The 16,456-nt window shown below is 41.9% G+C and carries 15 protein-coding genes; 10 read left to right on the forward strand and 5 right to left on the reverse strand.

The genetic code is table 11. The features are described from left to right. Nucleotides 1-76: 76 nt before the first annotated feature. The 3 genes from GKD17_RS13060 to GKD17_RS13070 are packed head-to-tail and all read right to left on the reverse strand — an operon-like array spanning nt 77 to nt 2,461. Nucleotides 77-1,261, reverse strand: a complete 1,185-nt coding sequence (locus GKD17_RS13060; protein WP_007833547.1) for a class I SAM-dependent rRNA methyltransferase — start codon at nt 1,259-1,261, stop codon at nt 77-79. After that, the gene (locus GKD17_RS13065; RefSeq protein ID WP_007833545.1) at nt 1,251-1,901 is read right to left on the reverse strand and encodes a 3'-5' exonuclease; all 651 of its coding nucleotides are present in this window, start codon (nt 1,899-1,901) and stop codon (nt 1,251-1,253) included. Before GKD17_RS13065 ends, GKD17_RS13060 begins: the two co-directional genes overlap by 11 nt. After that, entirely contained in the window at nt 1,898-2,461 is a 564-nt protein-coding gene (locus GKD17_RS13070; RefSeq protein ID WP_007844427.1) for a DUF5063 domain-containing protein, read from the reverse strand. Before GKD17_RS13070 ends, GKD17_RS13065 begins: the two co-directional genes overlap by 4 nt. Before the next feature lie 104 nt (nt 2,462-2,565). Here GKD17_RS13070 and GKD17_RS13075 point away from each other — a divergent pair, with 104 nt between their 5' ends. From GKD17_RS13075 to rpmA, 10 genes are all read left to right on the forward strand, one after another. Beyond that, the gene (locus GKD17_RS13075; RefSeq protein ID WP_007833542.1) at nt 2,566-5,031 is read left to right on the forward strand and encodes an FtsK/SpoIIIE family DNA translocase; all 2,466 of its coding nucleotides are present in this window, start codon (nt 2,566-2,568) and stop codon (nt 5,029-5,031) included. Between the two features lie 16 nt (nt 5,032-5,047). Further along, nucleotides 5,048-5,662, forward strand: a complete 615-nt coding sequence (locus GKD17_RS13080) for a LolA-like putative outer membrane lipoprotein chaperone (protein ID WP_007833541.1) — start codon at nt 5,048-5,050, stop codon at nt 5,660-5,662. A gap of 69 nt (nt 5,663-5,731) precedes the next feature. Further along, nucleotides 5,732-6,679, forward strand: coding sequence for a thioredoxin-disulfide reductase (gene trxB / locus GKD17_RS13085; protein WP_005839361.1), 948 nt, complete (start codon nt 5,732-5,734; stop codon nt 6,677-6,679). A gap of 29 nt (nt 6,680-6,708) precedes the next feature. Then, on the forward strand, nt 6,709-9,528 hold the full coding sequence (locus GKD17_RS13090; RefSeq protein WP_007833540.1) for a M16 family metallopeptidase: 2,820 nt from the start codon (nt 6,709-6,711) through the stop codon (nt 9,526-9,528). A gap of 14 nt (nt 9,529-9,542) precedes the next feature. After that, nucleotides 9,543-11,030: a DUF5687 family protein gene (locus GKD17_RS13095; RefSeq protein WP_007833539.1), complete on the forward strand. Its 1,488-nt coding sequence runs from the start codon at nt 9,543-9,545 to the stop codon at nt 11,028-11,030. 12 nt (nt 11,031-11,042) lie between these two features. Further along, complete coding sequence (locus GKD17_RS13100; RefSeq protein WP_007833538.1) at nt 11,043-11,750, forward strand: ABC transporter ATP-binding protein; 708 nt, start codon at nt 11,043-11,045, stop codon at nt 11,748-11,750. Continuing rightward, nucleotides 11,747-12,259 (forward strand): C40 family peptidase, encoded by a 513-nt coding sequence (locus GKD17_RS13105; RefSeq protein ID WP_007833537.1) that lies wholly within the window; start codon nt 11,747-11,749, stop codon nt 12,257-12,259. The genes GKD17_RS13100 and GKD17_RS13105 overlap by 4 nt, the downstream gene beginning before the upstream one ends. Before the next feature lie 55 nt (nt 12,260-12,314). Next, on the forward strand, nt 12,315-14,384 hold the full coding sequence (locus GKD17_RS13110; protein ID WP_007833536.1) for an HAD-IA family hydrolase: 2,070 nt from the start codon (nt 12,315-12,317) through the stop codon (nt 14,382-14,384). Between the two features lie 214 nt (nt 14,385-14,598). Then, nucleotides 14,599-14,916 carry a 50S ribosomal protein L21 gene (gene rplU, locus GKD17_RS13115; RefSeq protein WP_005839375.1) on the forward strand — a complete coding sequence of 106 codons (318 nt, stop codon included), beginning with the start codon at nt 14,599-14,601 and terminating at the stop codon, nt 14,914-14,916. 21 nt (nt 14,917-14,937) lie between these two features. Then, a complete protein-coding gene (gene rpmA / locus GKD17_RS13120; RefSeq protein ID WP_007833535.1) occupies nt 14,938-15,201 on the forward strand; it encodes a 50S ribosomal protein L27 in 264 nt (87 codons plus the stop codon). 57 nt (nt 15,202-15,258) lie between these two features. On the opposite strand, the gene GKD17_RS13125 is transcribed toward rpmA, so the two are convergent. Both GKD17_RS13125 and pnuC read right to left on the reverse strand, forming a co-directional pair. Next, the gene (locus tag GKD17_RS13125) at nt 15,259-15,894 is read right to left on the reverse strand and encodes a thiamine diphosphokinase (protein WP_007833534.1); all 636 of its coding nucleotides are present in this window, start codon (nt 15,892-15,894) and stop codon (nt 15,259-15,261) included. Continuing rightward, nucleotides 15,881-16,453: a nicotinamide riboside transporter PnuC gene (gene pnuC, locus GKD17_RS13130; protein WP_007833533.1), complete on the reverse strand. Its 573-nt coding sequence runs from the start codon at nt 16,451-16,453 to the stop codon at nt 15,881-15,883. Before pnuC ends, GKD17_RS13125 begins: the two co-directional genes overlap by 14 nt. Between the last annotated feature and the right edge of the window lie 3 nt (nt 16,454-16,456).

The raw sequence follows: 16,456 nt of genomic DNA on the forward strand, positions 1-16,456 counted from the left end.
AAACTTTAATGGCGCTTTTGCAGATTCAAATCCTGTAAAAACACCATTGTACTATATAATATATAAATAAATCGAATTATTCCACATACAGCACCAGCCCTTTCAAATACTCTCCTTCAGGATGGTAAATATTTACGGGATGATCTCCCGGCTGAGTCAATTGATGCAGAATACGTACACTACGTCCGCTTTGTGCCGCAGCTGTAAATACCGCATTGCGGAAATTCATCTTATCTACCACCTGCGAGCAAGAGAAAGTAAACAGAATACCTCCCGGTTTGATTTTCTCAAATGCTTTAGCGTTTAGTTTCGTATAGCCACGCAATGCATTGCGGAGAGCATCCTTGTGTTTGGCAAATGCAGGAGGGTCAAGAATTATCAAATCATATTGATCTCCCATACGATCCAGGTATTTAAAAGCATCCTCAGCATACGCCTTATGACGGGTATCACCCGGAAAATTTAATTCCACGTTCATATTGGTAAGATCAATAGCTTTTGCCGAACTGTCTACCGAATGCACCAGATTCGCGCCTCCACGCATGGCATAAAAAGAGAATCCTCCTGTATAACAGAACATATTCAATACATTACGCCCTTTGGCATAACGTTCCAACAAATGACGGTTCTCACGCTGATCCACAAAGAAACCCGTTTTCTGTCCTTTCAGCCAATCTACATGGAATTTCAATCCGTATTCCATCGCTATGTTTTCGGGACTTCCTCCTTTGATGAAACCGTTCTCCGGTCCCAAGTCTGCCTTGAAAGGCAACGTAGTTTCTGATTTATAATAAATGTTCCGGACTACATCCCCCATCACTTCAGACAAGGCATCGGCTATCTCCATACGGTAAACGTGCATTCCGGCCGAATGTGCCTGCATCACGGCTGTATGATCGTATACATCAATAATCAAACCCGGCAAGTTATCCCCTTCGCCATGAACCAGACGGTAAGTGTTATTTGCAGGATTACCAGCCAAACCCAAACTGCGACGCAAATCATAGGCCACTTCCAGTTTATGCTTCCAGAATTCATGATCAATCTCACCTTCCTTAAAAGAGAGCACGCGCACGGCAATACTTCCTATCTGGAAATGCCCGCAAGCTATAAATTCTTTCTTTGAAGTGTACACATCCACTATCTCGCCTTCTTCGGGTTCTCCCTCGATGCGCTGGATAGCTCCGGAGAATACCCACGGATGGAAACGCTTTAACGACTCTTCCTTACCCGGTTTCAGGTATACTTTTTTATAAGCCATTTGTATTTACTGTTGTTTCTATTGGTTCTTCCTCTTTTATCTCATAATCACCCGTACGTTCCAATTCCGTCAGGCAATTGTAAATTTCCACACAAGCCCACGCATCTGTGGCTGCATATAGTTTTTGTCCCTCGCTAAGCACATCCGCCTCCCAATTGGAAAGACGCTGGCTTTTTGAAATCTTCTGATCAAACAGATTGGCGAAAATTTTTTGCAGACTCCGGTCAGCTATGCCGAATCGTCCTACATAGTCCTGCAACTCTATCCAGTTACCCCGGTCGGGATGCACATTCTCACGTTTCCTCAACGAATTAAAATCGTCTTTCAGCGACAAACCTATCTTCAAGGTATCGCTCATCAAAAACTCTTGCAGAGAATTAGGCATACCTATCCGGTTCAGACGGAACAAGAAACAAGTATCTTGCGTAGATATTTGCAACAAAGCCACTTTATGGGTAGTACCTCGCTTGAAAGACGGACGTGTTTCCGTATCCACCCCCACTATGCGCTGATCTTTCAGGTAGGCTACTGCTTTCTCGGCCTCGCTCTCAGTATAAATTACAAAGATACGTCCGGGAAAAAGCACCTTGGGCATTGCTGCTATCTCGGCTTTAGTAATCGTTTTTTTTATTTGTTTCATAATAATGAATTCTCATCTTCCATTTCTTCCTCCTCGTCATCATCGGCAGGAGTATACTTTACATCGTGTAAGGCACGCATGGTGTTTACCAAACGCTGCCCCCAGAATTCCCTGAAATGTTCCTTACAGACTACTAACGAATCATTCATCGTTTCGTTCAGTCCCAGTTGGAATACGCTGATAAAGTCTTTCAAATCCTGATAAATATCCGCCAAATCTTCTGAAATACATTTCTTGATGGGCGTGTCACTGTATGCCATATCCGGCAAGAACACTTCCAGATAATCGTCCTTTGCCCCCAACACACCGGCCACAGTCCTACGTATCAGTTCATAATCTTCTTCAGTAACGAAGATTTCAGGCTCATCCTCTCCTATCGGTTCACATGGAGGCAACAAAGTCGCTTTCAAATAAAGCAACGGAAGTATTTTTAAGGCAGTATCTACAAAATCATAGCGTTTCATATCACGGGCACGTTCCAGAAAACCACAATATTCGGCGGCCACCGTCACAAATTCTACTGTATTTTTGTCAAATATCACCTGACTGTACTTTTCCATAAACATTAAAATTGAATCGCAAAGTTAAGAAAAAAGAGATTAAATAAGGCAATAATTAATGTTTTTCATGTACATTTGCGAAATAATAAATAGAATGAAGACGTATGGCAAAGAAAAAATCAGATAAGGAGACAGAGCCTAAAAAGGTATCAACCAAACGATTCTCCGCTTTTTTTAAGAATGAAACGACGCATTTTGTAATCGGATTGATTAGTGTTATTTTTGCTGTTTATCTGTTGCTGGCATTTACCTCTTTCTTCTTTACGGGAGCAGCGGACCAAAGTATTTTGGACAACCAACAGCCGGGTGAACTGATGCAGACCACCAACCATGTAAAGAACTATGCCGGAGCACGCGGCGCACAGCTTGCCGAATTCCTTATAAATGAATGTTTCGGACTGGCAGCTTACTTTATCATTTTGTTCCTGGCAGTAGTGGGTATGAAATTAATGAAAGCCTATCAGTTCCGCATCTGGAAATGGTTCATGTCCTGTTCCATCCTGCTCATCTGGTTCTCCATCACACTGGGTTTTATTTTTGACGGCACTTTCGGAAACAGTTTCATCTATCCGGGCGGACTGCACGGATACAATGTAAGCAACTGGCTGATTTCACAAGTAGGTATACCTGGCTTGGGATTGTTATTGTTCATCACAGCACTGTTGTTCTTTGTGTATTTAAGCAATGAGACCATACAGATTATACGCAAGGCTTTGCACCCTAATTTCAAACGGAAGAAAAAAGGAGAGCAAGCTTCTTCTGCAGCTGAAGAAAGTCCGGTCAAAGAAACTCCCCGAAAGGAAGAGAACAAGAAGGAATTCTCCAATCCCGGACCTGCCATTGTAGATTTCGAACTGGAACAGCCGGAAAAGATAAAGGAAGAAGTGGAAGACCAGGTCCCTTTCCCTTTTGAGAACAATCAGGTTGCTGGACCGGAAATGGAACAGGAGCCTGCCTATGTGACTGAAGAAGAGGAAGTAGAAGATATAGATGAACCTGATTTTTCAATCAGTGAAGAAACAAATGAGGAAGACGAGGCATACAAAGGTCCCGTACTTTCACCATACAACCCCCGTCTGGATTTGGAAAACTATAAATTCCCTAGTTTGGATTTGCTAAATGAATACGAAGATGATGGTCCCAATATTGACATGGAAGAGCAAAATGCCAACAAAGACCGCATCATCAAAGTTTTACGCAGTTTCGGAATCGAAATCAGCTCTATCAAGGCAAGTGTAGGTCCTACCATCACATTATACGAAATCACTCCGGCAGAAGGAGTTCGTATCTCGAAAATCAGAAATTTGGAGGATGATATCGCATTAAGTTTGTCGGCACTAGGGATCCGTATCATCGCCCCGATACCGGGTAAAGGTACTATCGGTATTGAAGTTCCGAATGCCAACCCACGTATCGTACCGATGAAGTCTATCCTGAATAGTAAAAAGTTCCAGGAGACCACCTACGAACTGCCTGTGGCATTAGGTAAGACTATTACCAACGAAGTCTTTATGGTGGACTTGGCAAAGGCTCCCCACATGTTGGTAGCCGGTGCTACCGGACAAGGTAAGTCCGTGGGATTGAATGCCATCGTGACCTCTTTATTATATAAGAAGCATCCGGCAGAACTTAAGTTTGTAATTGTAGACCCCAAGAAGGTGGAGTTCGCTATCTATGCTCCGATTGAGAAGCATTTTCTGGCTAAACTGCCGGATGGAGAAGACGCAATTATCACCGATGTTACCAAAGTGGTACAAACCTTGAACTCATTATGTATAGAGATGGACAGCCGATATGATTTGCTGCGTAAAGCCGGTTGCCGTAATATTAAGGAATATAACGCGAAATTCATCAACCGACAGTTGAATCCGGAAAAAGGCCATCGCTTCATGCCTTATATAGTGATTATCATTGATGAGTTCGGTGACCTGATTATGACTGCGGGTAAGGAAGTGGAATTACCTATTTGCCGTATCGCCCAGTTGGCACGTGCAGTAGGCATACATGCCATTATCGCGACCCAGCGTCCGACAACGAACATTATTACCGGTACTATCAAAGCTAACTTCCCGGCACGTGTTGCCTTCCGTGTAGCTGCCATGATGGACTCACGTACTATTCTGGACCGTTCGGGAGCACAACAACTGATTGGTAAGGGAGATATGCTTTACTTGCAAGGTAATGATCCGGTACGTGTGCAATGTGCATTCGTGGATACTCCTGAAGTGGAGAAAATAGCCAATTACATCAGTAAACAACAAGGATACACCACCGCATTCATGTTGCCCGAATACGTAGGCGAAGAGAGTGAAAGCAGTGTAGGGGAAGTGGACATGAACCGATTGGACCCTATGTTTGAAGACGCAGCCAGACTGGTAGTGATTCATCAGCAAGGCTCTACTTCGCTAATCCAGCGCAAGTTCTCTATCGGTTACAACCGTGCGGGACGTATCATGGACCAACTGGAAAAAGCAGGAATTGTTGGCCCCACTCAAGGAAGCAAGGCGCGTGACGTACTCTGCATGGATGAAACAGACCTAGAAATGAAATTGAACAATCTACAACAATAAGTTGTTTAATAATGTTATGATAAAAATGAAAAGAACATACTTACTGGTATTAATCCTTTTCCTTTCGGTCAGCCTGTCCGCACAAAAGGACAAACAGGCACGGGAGATATTGGACAAAACCGCCAATGCCCTGCAACAGGCCGGAGGCATCCGTGCCACCTTTGGGGGGACAGGCAATGGAACCTTATTGCTAAAAGGCAACCAGTTCTATCTGAACAGTGGCGGAATACAAAGCTGGTTTGACGGAAAAACGCAATGGAGTTATCTGGAAAGCAGCGAAGAAGTGAATGTGAGCAATCCTACCCCGGAAGAATTGCAAACCATTAATCCATACGCACTGTTATCCATTTACAAAAACGGATATAATTATAAGTATGCGGGGACAAAAAGCCGTAACGGCAAACAAGGGTTCGAAGTGATACTGACCCCGGAGAATAAACAAGATATCACATCCATCACCTTGTTCGTTTCCCAAACATATCAGCCTTTATATATAAAGGTAGAACAAAATAATAAATCGGCAAACGAGATTATCGTCACTTCTTACCAAACCAACCAGCCGCTGGACAATGCGACATTCAAGTTTGATAAAAAGAAATTCCCAAACGCTGAAGTGATAGACTTACGATAGCAAACAGAGTTCAAGATAGAGAGATAATATAATATTCATCAAATTAAATTAAGTAAAGAAATAAGTATTATGAGTACAGAAAAAGTTAAATGCCTTATCATCGGCTCAGGTCCTGCCGGCTATACCGCAGCCATTTATACAGGACGCGCTAACATCGCTCCGGTCTTATATGAAGGCTTACAGCCCGGAGGCCAGTTGACCATCACTACCGAGGTGGAGAATTTCCCCGGATATCCCGAAGGTATCAGCGGTACCCAGCTAATGGAGGATTTGCGCAAACAAGCAGAACGCTTTGGCGCGGATATCCGCAATGGTATTGCAACTTCCGCCGACCTGAGCAAACGTCCTTACCGCATCACCATTGATGACGAAAAAGTGATTGAGGCAGAAACTGTAATTATATCCACAGGTGCCACCGCCAAATATCTAGGTCTGGAAGACGAACAAAAATATGCCGGAATGGGTGTAAGTGCCTGCGCCACCTGCGACGGTTTCTTCTATCGCAAGAAAACTGTAGCTGTAGTAGGTGGCGGTGACACTGCTTGTGAGGAGGCTGTCTATCTGGCAGGACTGGCCAAACAGGTTTACCTAATTGTACGTAAACCGTTCTTACGCGCATCCAAGATTATGCAAGCACGTGTTATGAACCATCCTAACATCAAGGTACTGTTCGAACACAACGCTGTCGGCTTATACGGAGAGAATGGCGTAGAAGGCGTTCATTTGGTAAAGCGTCAGGGTGAATGCAACGAAGAACGTTATGACTTGCCCATCGACGGATTCTTTCTGGCTATCGGCCATAAGCCCAATTCAGACATTTTCAAGGATTATTTAGACACAGACGAAGTAGGCTACATTATTACAGAAGCAGGTACTCCGCGTACGAAAGTCCCCGGTGTGTTCGCTGCCGGCGATGTGGCCGACCCGCATTATCGACAGGCTATCACTGCTGCTGGAAGTGGCTGCAAAGCTGCCATAGAAGCAGAAAGATACCTATCTGCCAATGACTTATTATAATAAAATAAACTAACCCCACAACAAACACTATGACACATTTTCTAAGGAAGATGGCAGCTGCCTGGATCATTCTAGGCAGCGTGTCGGTGGGCTTTGCACAACAGCAAACGCCTCCCATCCCTACGGACCCTAACGTCCGCATCGGTAAATTGGACAACGGATTAACTTATTACATCCGTCACAACGAACTCCCCGAAAATAGAGCCGATTTCTACATCGCTCAAAAAGTAGGTTCCATTTTGGAAGAAGACAACCAGCGAGGCTTGGCACACTTCTTAGAACACATGTGCTTTAACGGAACTAAAAATTTCCCGGACAAAACCCTCATCCAATATCTGGAAAGCATAGGGGTGAAATTCGGTGAAAACCTGAATGCTTACACTAGCATAGATGAAACAGTATACAATATTTCCAATGTTCCCGTGATACGTGACGGCGTTGTAGATTCTTGTTTGCTAATTTTGCATGACTGGGCCGATGACCTGACACTGGACCCTAAGGAAATAGACAGCGAACGCGGTGTGATTCATGAAGAATGGCGTACTAGCACAAACGCTATGATGCGTATGTACGAAAAAGCCCTCCCTACCCTTTATCCGGGAAGTAAATATGCCTATAGGCTTCCTATCGGCATAATGGAAGTAGTAGACAATTTCCCTTATCAGGCATTACGCGATTATTATGAAAAATGGTATCGTCCGGACCAACAGGGTATTGTCGTAGTAGGCGATATAGATGTAGACAAGATTGAGGCAAAGATAAAGAAGATATTCTCTCCTATTAAAATGCCAGAAAGCCCAGCAGAACGAGAATACTTCCAAGTTCCCGACAATAAGGAAACTATTGTAGCAATAGAAACGGATAAAGAACAGGCAAACCCAGTAGCTTATTTATGCTACAAACATGAAGCAATTCCTAATGAACAAAAGGGAAACATGGATTATCTGGTAGTGAACTACATGAAATCCATGATAGAAAATATGTTGAACGCCCGTCTGAACGAACTGACCCAAACAGCCAATCCTCCTTTCATCTTCGCTCAAGTCAGCGACCAAGAATTTCTGATTTCCAAAACAAAAGATGCCTTTACAGGAATAGTAGCAAGCAAGGAAGACGGAATTGACAGTGCAATAACCGCCATTGTACGTGAAATTGAACGGGCCCACAAATTTGGTTTCACCGCGTCCGAATATGCCCGCGCCAAAGCGGACTATCTGCGTATGCTGGAATCTGCATACAACGAACGCAATAAAGTGAAAAACGGTGCATACGTGGATGAATATGTACGCCACTTCATTGACAACGAACCAATTCCAGGTATTGAAAATGAATACGCCATTATGAATCAGATCGTCCCCAACCTGTCTGTGGAAATGGTAAACAGTCTGATTCCAGCCTTGGTTACCGACAGCAATCTGGTAGTAAACGTATTCTTCCCTGAAAAGGAAGGATTGAAAGTTCCATCCAAGAAAGAAGTTTTGGCTGCTATCAATAAGGTAAAAGCTGAAACACTGACTGCTTATGAAGACAAAGTTTCTGATGAACCTTTGATTCCTGAAAAGCCCCAAGGCGGAAAGATTACAAAACAGGAAAATGGTCCGTTTGGTTCTACAATCTTGACTCTGTCCAATGGAGTACGCGTTATCTTAAAGCAAACCGACTTCAAAGCGGATGAAATCAGAATGAGAGCTTTCAGTCCGGGTGGCAGTTCCTTGTTCCCGAATGATGAAATTATCAATATCAATGTCATGAATGATGTGGCAAGTATCGGCGGCTTGGGTAACTTCAGCAATGTTGATCTAGAGAAAGTATTGGCAGGTAAAAAAGCTAGTGTAAGTGCTTCCGTCAGTGGTAATACAGAAGGGCTGAGCGGAAGCTGCTCACCCAAAGATTTTGAGACCTTGATGCAATTAGTCTATTTGTCATTCACGGCTCCACGAATGGATAACGATGCATTTACTTCATTCAAGAACCGTCTACAAGCATCTTTGGCAAATCAAGAGGCCAACCCAATGACTGCCTTACAGGATACATTACAAAAAGCCCTCTATATGGGACATCCGCGTACTATCCGTATGAAAGCCGACATGGTGGACAAGATTGACTATGCCAGAATTATGGAGATGTACAAAGACCGTTTCAAAGATGCCAGCGACTTTACTTTCATCTTTGTAGGAAATATCAAACCAGAAAAAATGGAACCACTGATTGCGACTTATTTAGGCGCTCTGCCTTCCGTCAATCGCAAAGAAACCTTCCGTGACAACCACATTGATATGCGCCAAGGTGACTATAAGAACATTTTCAACAAGAAATTGGAAACTCCTAAAGCCACCGTATTGGTAATCAACAACGGGCAATGCGCATACACATTGAAAAACCAAATCATGATGAGTATGCTTTCACAGATACTGAATATCATGTATACTGAAAGCGTACGCGAAAAAGAAGGTGGGACATACGGTGTAAGTGCATTCGGCAGTCTGACCAAATATCCAAAAGAGAAAGCAGTTCTGCAAATCTATTTCGATACAGATCCTGCCAAACGCGCCAAAATGACGGATATCATTTTGAATGAACTGAACCAATTTGCCAACGAGGGTCCGTCCACCGAAAACTTGAACAAGGTAAAAGAATTCATGCTGAAGAAATACAAGGAAAATGCCAAAGAAAACAGTTATTGGGTAAATATGCTGGATGAATATTTCTGGGAAGGAACAGATATGAACACCGGCTACGCAGACATAGTAAACAGCATTACCGCTAAAGATCTGCAAGAATTTACCAAAGCCTTGTTGGAGCAGAATAACCGTATAGAAGTAAGCATGACTTCGGAAGAAACAAAATAATCCCATCCAAGCCTATGCTTCTATCTATTATAAGACAGAATCAAAAACTTGCAGCCAAGCGGAATCCTGCATTCGACAGGAACCGCTTTGCCAAGTTTTTAATTTACTTTATGGTCGCATTTTGGGCAGCATACCTCATCTTTATCGGGGTCATGCTGTCCTTCGCTTTTGAAGATATCTTTCCCAGCATGGAACCTTACCATATCATGAACCAAGGATTGATTTATCTTCTGATACTTGATTTTTTGCTACGCTTCATGCTGCAACCGGCCATGTCGCAAGAAATCAAGCCCTATCTGCTTATGCCAATAAAAAAGAATAAGCTGGTGGATACCCTGTTACTACAATCCGGAATCAGCAGTTACAACTTCTTCTGGTTTTTCCTGATCGTACCTTTTGCCCTGCTTACGATTATCCGTTTCTATGGATTCACGGGCATCCTATGCTATCTGTGCGGCATTTGGCTTCTGATGGCTATGAACAGTTATTGGTATTTGATATGCAAAACTTTACTGAATGAGAAATTGCTTTATATACTTCTCCCGATCGGAGTATACGGATTATTAGCGGGAACTGAATTTATTCCCGAAGGAAATCCGGTTTCCACGTTCATGATGAATCTAGGAGAAGGATTTATAGAAGGAAACATACTCGCCTTTCTAGGTGTCATAGCAGCCATTTTGTTGCTTCTGCTAGTAAATCGCAAGCTACAGCTACACTTCATCTATAATGAAATAGCTAAAGTGGAAGACACCAAGATGAAGCATGTATCCGAATATAAATTCCTGGACCGCTATGGTGACGTAGGTGAATATCTACGTCTGGAACTAAAACTGTGTTTCCGTAACAAAACCGTAAAGACACAATTCCGCATGGGATTTATCATCATGCTTGCTTTTTCGGCACTGATTGCCTTCACGGATGTGTATGACGGAACAGGAATGATAAATTTTATCTGCATATACAATTTTGCCATTTTAAGTATCATGACCCTGGGGCAAGTGATGTCTTTTGAGGGCAACTATCTAGACGGTCTTATGAGCCGTAAGGAATCTATCTATAACTTGCTTCGTGCCAAGTATTACCTGAACTGCATCATCGTGTTCATCCCTTTCCTGATTATGATGATCCCTGTAGCTAAAGGCAAGATACCCTTCCTCATGGCTCTATCTTATATGCTGTTTACAGCAGGATTCGTATTCGCTATGATGCTGCAACTGGCTGTGTACAATAAAAAGACACTCCCGTTAAACGCCAATGTCATGCGAAGCAATCGGGGAAGTTCCTTATTCCAGACCATTATCATCTCATGTGCTTTTTTCCTGCCCTTGATTATCAACAAAGCTCTGACGGCTTTCTTTGAACAGGATACAGCCTGCATCATCATGATGATTATAGGGTTGTTACTGATTGCAACCCACAATATTTGGATAAAAAATATCTATAACCGTTTCATGAAGCGCCGTTATGAGAATATGGAAGGCTTCCGTGACTCACGTTAAAACGAATTGCGTATGAATATCATAATAAACCAATTACAAAAGAACTTTGGCCCGAAAGTGGCTGTAGACATAGAAAATTATTCCATTCAAAGCGGTGACATGTTGGGACTGGTGGGCAATAACGGAGCAGGAAAAACGACCCTGTTCCGCCTGATGCTGGACTTGCTGAAAGCCGACGGAGGCAGTGTACATATCGAAAACATCGATGTGAGCCGGAGTGAGGAATGGAAAAATATAACGGGAGCTTTCATTGACGAAGGTTTCCTGATAGATTATCTTACCCCCGAAGAATATTTCTACTTTGTAGGAAAAATGTACGGGCTAACAAAAGAAGAAGTAGATAAACGTGTCGCTAGGTTTGAACGTTTTATGAATGGCGAAGTCATCGGACAAAAAAAACTGATTCGTAACTATTCGGCAGGCAACAAACAGAAAATAGGTATCATTTCGGCTATGCTGCACCAACCGCAGGTACTGATTCTAGATGAACCGTTCAACTTTCTGGACCCTAGTTCGCAGTCCATTATCAAGCATTTACTGAAAGCTTATAATGAAGAAACCGGAGCCACCATACTGGTATCCAGCCATAATCTGAACCACACAGTAGATATATGCCCACGCATCGCTCTGTTGGAAAACGGAAAGATTATCCGAGATATTGACAATAAAGGGAATTCCGCCGAAAAGGAATTAGAGGACTATTTTAATGTAACAGAATGAAAAAACTACTATCCCATTTGCTGGTATTAGGTACACTGGCCATGTTGTTGGCTTCATGCGGTACCTCTGCCCCACGTTATAACTACAAGGAACTGGCGCGTGCCTCCATCCGTCTGAATATGGATATTGACATGAAAGACAATCACCAACTGTACGTAGAATCAGCAGCATGGCTGGGAGTCCCCTACCGTGGCGGTGGTAACAGCAAACGGGGAGTGGACTGTTCCGGACTGACTTCACATTTATATAAAAAGGTATACCACAAAAAGCTGAAACGTAACTCAGATGACCAACGTACCCAAGATTGCCATAAAGTAAGTAAGAGAAACTTGCGCGAAGGAGATTTGGTATTCTTCCATAACGGTAGAAAAAAACGGATTGCCAGTCATGTAGGTATTTATTTGAAAGATAATAAGTTTATCCATGCCAGTACCAGCCGGGGAGTCATAATCAGCAGCCTGAATGAAGATTATTATCGTAAACACTGGTTAAGTGGAGGCCGTCCTTGACAAGATCCTTCCGGGCAATATATTCATTACATTAAAATGAGTTTAATTTGAAAGAATGAAATACACAACATACCTTTTTGATTTTGATTACACACTAGCCGATTCTTCACGCGGCATCGTTATCTGTTTTCGTAATGTACTGGAACGCCATGGGCATACGGGCATCAGTAATGAAGCCATAAAACGCACCATTGGAAAAACACTGGAAGATTCATTCAGTCTTTTGAGCGGAATCACTGCTCCCGAAACATTAGCCGAATATAAAAAAGAATATGTAAAGGAAGCAGATACATACATGACTGTCAACACTTTCTTTTTTCCTGAAACGGTTACCGTACTGAAAACACTGAAAAGTCAAGGCGCCCAAATAGGTATCATTTCCACTAAATTCCGTTTTCGTATCCGCGAAATGGTAGACCAACATTTTCCGAAAGATTTTTTTGACATTATTATCGGAGGAGAGGATGTAAAGCAAGCCAAGCCAGATCCTCAAGGTATAAAAAAAGCACTACGCCGACTGCATCGCCAGAAAAACGAAACACTCTACATCGGTGACAGCACAGTGGACGCTGAAACCGCCCAAGCAGCCAAAGTAGACTTTGTAGGTGTACTCAATGGCATGACAACCCGTGAAGAACTGATTGTATACCCACATCGGCAGATATTAGACAATCTTTCGTTACTTCCATTAATTCATAAATTCACCCCTTACGAACCAGACAAACATTTTCCGGAAAAGTTCTTTTATTCTTCCTATTTTCCTCAAAAGATAGTAGCCTTCTACAAACTGTTCCATCAAAAACAAATAAGAGGAAAACATGAAATAAAAGAGAATCCGACATGTTGCGTCTGTAAGAACTGCGGAAACACATTTCAAGGGAATTATTGTCCCCATTGCGGACAAAACCACCACACACCACGTTTTACCATACGAAATGCCTTTCAGAATATTTTGAGCGGATTCTTTAACATAGACAATGGTTTCAGCCGTAACCTGATAGAACTACTCTACCGACCAGGATACATGATACGGGATTATCTGAGGGGGAAACGTGTACATTACTATAAACCATTTCAAACCTTGTTCGTTCTAGCTGCTCTATATATCATGGGTGTACAGCTCATTGACCCGACAGCGATAAAACTATCGGAAAAGGAAATGGAAGAAGAGCCTACTATCGCCAGCCTGATGGATGACATCAAATATCAACAGGAACAGACATCAGACAGTTGTACCAAATATTATTTAGGACAAAGTATTACTTATGCAGACAGTGCACGGTGGGCTCAAACCCACAGTTTATCAGAATCAATACAAGCACAAATCGATGCAAAATTCAGCAATCAAGACCAAGATGAGCTAAAAAAAGAAATAAGCAAACAAATAAAAAAGGAGCTTAAACAAAAAATAAAAGCAAAAAATGGAGAGATTGATGACTGGAGAGGCCTGATGAAAGAAATTGGTACGACTTTGGCAAAACAAGATAGCTTGCGGATAGCCACTTTAGGAAGAGAAGCCAACAAACAAGACTCAACCATATCGGAAATAAGAAAAAACATATTGGCAAACATGGCCCAACAAGATAATCCCTATGAAGATCAAGATATCTGGAATGATTTGAGCGAAGCCGGAAGTGAAATAAAAAATGTTTTCAACGAAATGACAAACAATTATTTTACAGAAAATAGTTTTCTCTCTGCAGTCGGTAATCTGATGAAAAGTTGGATACATGGCAACAAAGCCTTCAGCATCCTTGCTTTGCTCCCCCTTTTCACAATAAGCACCCGATTAAGCTTCTGCCGGACCTCTATCGGACGTCGACTAAACCTGACAGAAAACTTTTTTGCACAAGTTTATATCGCTTGCCAAATCTTATGGATTTCTTTACTGATCCTGCCATTTACCGGGACAGCACACTTGAATAATATTTTTGATTTAAGTTACAAAGCAATCTTTATATTATTTGTCTGGGATTACCGCCAACTGTTTGGACTTTCCTGGTGGAAAAGTTTCTGCCGTACAATAATCATGTTTTGGTATTGCTTTTTGGGACTGTTGCTAGTCTGTTCTATCATTATAGGCATCATCGTATTGATAGCCTATATTATACAATGGGGTAAATAAAAGTACAATCACACAAACCTTATTTATACAATCGCACATCCACAAAATGCAATATGAATAAAAACATTGAGTACAAGAAAAAAGAAGATGATTTTTCTTTGCAGATATAAATAAATATAGTAATTTTGTGCCCGATTTAGTCCGATGAGGTAGAAAAAGCGAAGGCAGTGATGCATTCCACCTTACGGAGAAAACCGTTTAATATTATAAAAAGATGTACGTAATTGTAGAAATTAACGGTCAGCAGTTCAAAGCTGAAGAAGGTAAAAAACTGTTTGTACACCACATTCAGAACGCAGAAAACGGCGCAACTGTTGAATTTGAAAAAGTATTGTTGGTAGACAACAATGGAACAGTAACTGTAGGTGCTCCTACTGTAGAAGGTGCCAAGGTAGTTTGTGAAGTAGTATCTCCGCTAGTAAAAGGCGATAAAGTACTTGTATTTCACAAGAAGAGAAGAAAAGGTTATAGAAAACTGAATGGTCACCGCCAGCAGTTTACAGAGTTAACTATTAAACAAGTTATTGCTTAATCATTTAAAATTTAAGAAGAAATGGCACATAAAAAAGGTGTAGGTAGTTCTAAGAACGGCCGTGAATCAGCAAGTAAGAGATTAGGCGTTAAGATATTTGGTGGACAGGCTTGTAAAGCAGGTAACATCATTGTTCGTCAGAGAGGTACAGAATTCCATCCGGGTGAAAACATCGGTATGGGACGTGACCATACTCTTTTCGCTTTAGTAGATGGTACAGTATGTTTCAAAGTAGGTCGCGATGACAGAAGATCTGTTTCTGTTGTTCCTGCTGTAGAAGCATAATCAGTTAGAAAATAAAAAAAATTGAAAGACTCTTCATTCTTTGAAGAGTCTTTTCTTTTAGAACGTCCTGAACACTAAAACCTTACCTTCGGTCCGGATTATAAAATGCTTGGCCAATGCCTCATTCAAAGTCCCTTGCCACCAATTGGTAAACACAGATAAAGGATAAGCCAACCCTTCGGCAAATAAAACCGTACTATTCATATTAAAAATAGAAATCTGCTGACCGATATAAGATTCGAACATACTGTCCTCCTTTATGGGAACAAAGATACCGTAATCTGTCATCATATTAACCTCCGCCTTCTCCATATAATCTGCCAACAAACTGACATTCCCTATTGTATGATCTTCTCTTTTCCCTGTAGCCCCCATGATAGTAATACGCTTCCTCTCCTGTGATAAGCAGAAGCGGAATGCCTTACTCAAATCATTTGTTTCCTGCTCTGTCTCACTATGAATCAACGAAGCATATCGCTCTTTAATACCCGGCAATAAAGAATCACCATCGCCAACAATGGCTTCCGGCATTCTACCTGAACGAATATAAGTATTTGCTGCCCCGTCACAACAAACTACATAAGGACACTGCCTCAACCATTCCAACGCCAACGGATGGGAAGGAAAATCACCATCAGCCAGAATAATTGTTTCCGGCACATCACATCCTATCGGCAATTTATACTCTTTCATAAGATAAATTCATTAATTGTTTCCACTTCAAATAACCGAAAAAAGCGATTACCGTATAAAGTCCATATAAAAAAGAAGTGAAATATAAATCTTTGTAAATATAGATACCACAAGAAACAATATCAACAACCAGCCATACCAACCATTGTTCCACATATTTATGTGCAAGCATCCACATGGCAATAATACTAAGTGAAGTTGTTAAACTATCCCACCAGGGCACTGTGCTATCCGTATAAGTTTTGAGAAGAATCCCTATCAGCACAAACACCACAAGCAGCACAACAAACATAGGCAGCAGCAACTTAGACGGTGTGCCAGATACAGGCTTCTCCCCTTTATCCGGCGTATGGCGCAACCACATCCCCCAACCATAAATTCCAGCCAACAAATAATAGATGCTGATAGCAGAATCGGCATACAGACCTACTTGATAATAAATAACTATATAAATGGCAGGCATAATAACACTGACCGGCCACAACCAAATGCTCGCCTTATATTCAAACCATAAATAAAGCAGACCGATTAAAGTGCCCGCTATCTCAAGATAATTCATCCT

It is taken from the genome of Phocaeicola dorei (assembly GCF_013009555.1).
Taxonomy (GTDB): Bacteria; Bacteroidota; Bacteroidia; order Bacteroidales; family Bacteroidaceae; genus Phocaeicola; species Phocaeicola dorei.

What these genes read in the sequence shown, in the direction of transcription:
- GKD17_RS13060 (WP_007833547.1), bottom strand. Translation starts at nt 1,261, where the DNA reads ATGGCTTATAAAAAAGTATACCTGAAACCGGGTAAGGAAGAGTCGTTA.
- GKD17_RS13065 (WP_007833545.1), bottom strand. Translation starts at nt 1,901, where the DNA reads ATGAAACAAATAAAAAAAACGATTACTAAAGCCGAGATAGCAGCAATG.
- GKD17_RS13070 (WP_007844427.1), bottom strand. Translation starts at nt 2,461, where the DNA reads ATGGAAAAGTACAGTCAGGTGATATTTGACAAAAATACAGTAGAATTT.
- GKD17_RS13075 (WP_007833542.1), top strand. Translation starts at nt 2,566, where the DNA reads ATGGCAAAGAAAAAATCAGATAAGGAGACAGAGCCTAAAAAGGTATCA.
- GKD17_RS13080 (WP_007833541.1), top strand. Translation starts at nt 5,048, where the DNA reads ATGATAAAAATGAAAAGAACATACTTACTGGTATTAATCCTTTTCCTT.
- trxB (WP_005839361.1), top strand. Translation starts at nt 5,732, where the DNA reads ATGAGTACAGAAAAAGTTAAATGCCTTATCATCGGCTCAGGTCCTGCC.
- GKD17_RS13090 (WP_007833540.1), top strand. Translation starts at nt 6,709, where the DNA reads ATGACACATTTTCTAAGGAAGATGGCAGCTGCCTGGATCATTCTAGGC.
- GKD17_RS13095 (WP_007833539.1), top strand. Translation starts at nt 9,543, where the DNA reads ATGCTTCTATCTATTATAAGACAGAATCAAAAACTTGCAGCCAAGCGG.
- GKD17_RS13100 (WP_007833538.1), top strand. Translation starts at nt 11,043, where the DNA reads ATGAATATCATAATAAACCAATTACAAAAGAACTTTGGCCCGAAAGTG.
- GKD17_RS13105 (WP_007833537.1), top strand. Translation starts at nt 11,747, where the DNA reads ATGAAAAAACTACTATCCCATTTGCTGGTATTAGGTACACTGGCCATG.
- GKD17_RS13110 (WP_007833536.1), top strand. Translation starts at nt 12,315, where the DNA reads ATGAAATACACAACATACCTTTTTGATTTTGATTACACACTAGCCGAT.
- rplU (WP_005839375.1), top strand. Translation starts at nt 14,599, where the DNA reads ATGTACGTAATTGTAGAAATTAACGGTCAGCAGTTCAAAGCTGAAGAA.
- rpmA (WP_007833535.1), top strand. Translation starts at nt 14,938, where the DNA reads ATGGCACATAAAAAAGGTGTAGGTAGTTCTAAGAACGGCCGTGAATCA.
- GKD17_RS13125 (WP_007833534.1), bottom strand. Translation starts at nt 15,894, where the DNA reads ATGAAAGAGTATAAATTGCCGATAGGATGTGATGTGCCGGAAACAATT.
- pnuC (WP_007833533.1), bottom strand. Translation starts at nt 16,453, where the DNA reads ATGAATTATCTTGAGATAGCGGGCACTTTAATCGGTCTGCTTTATTTA.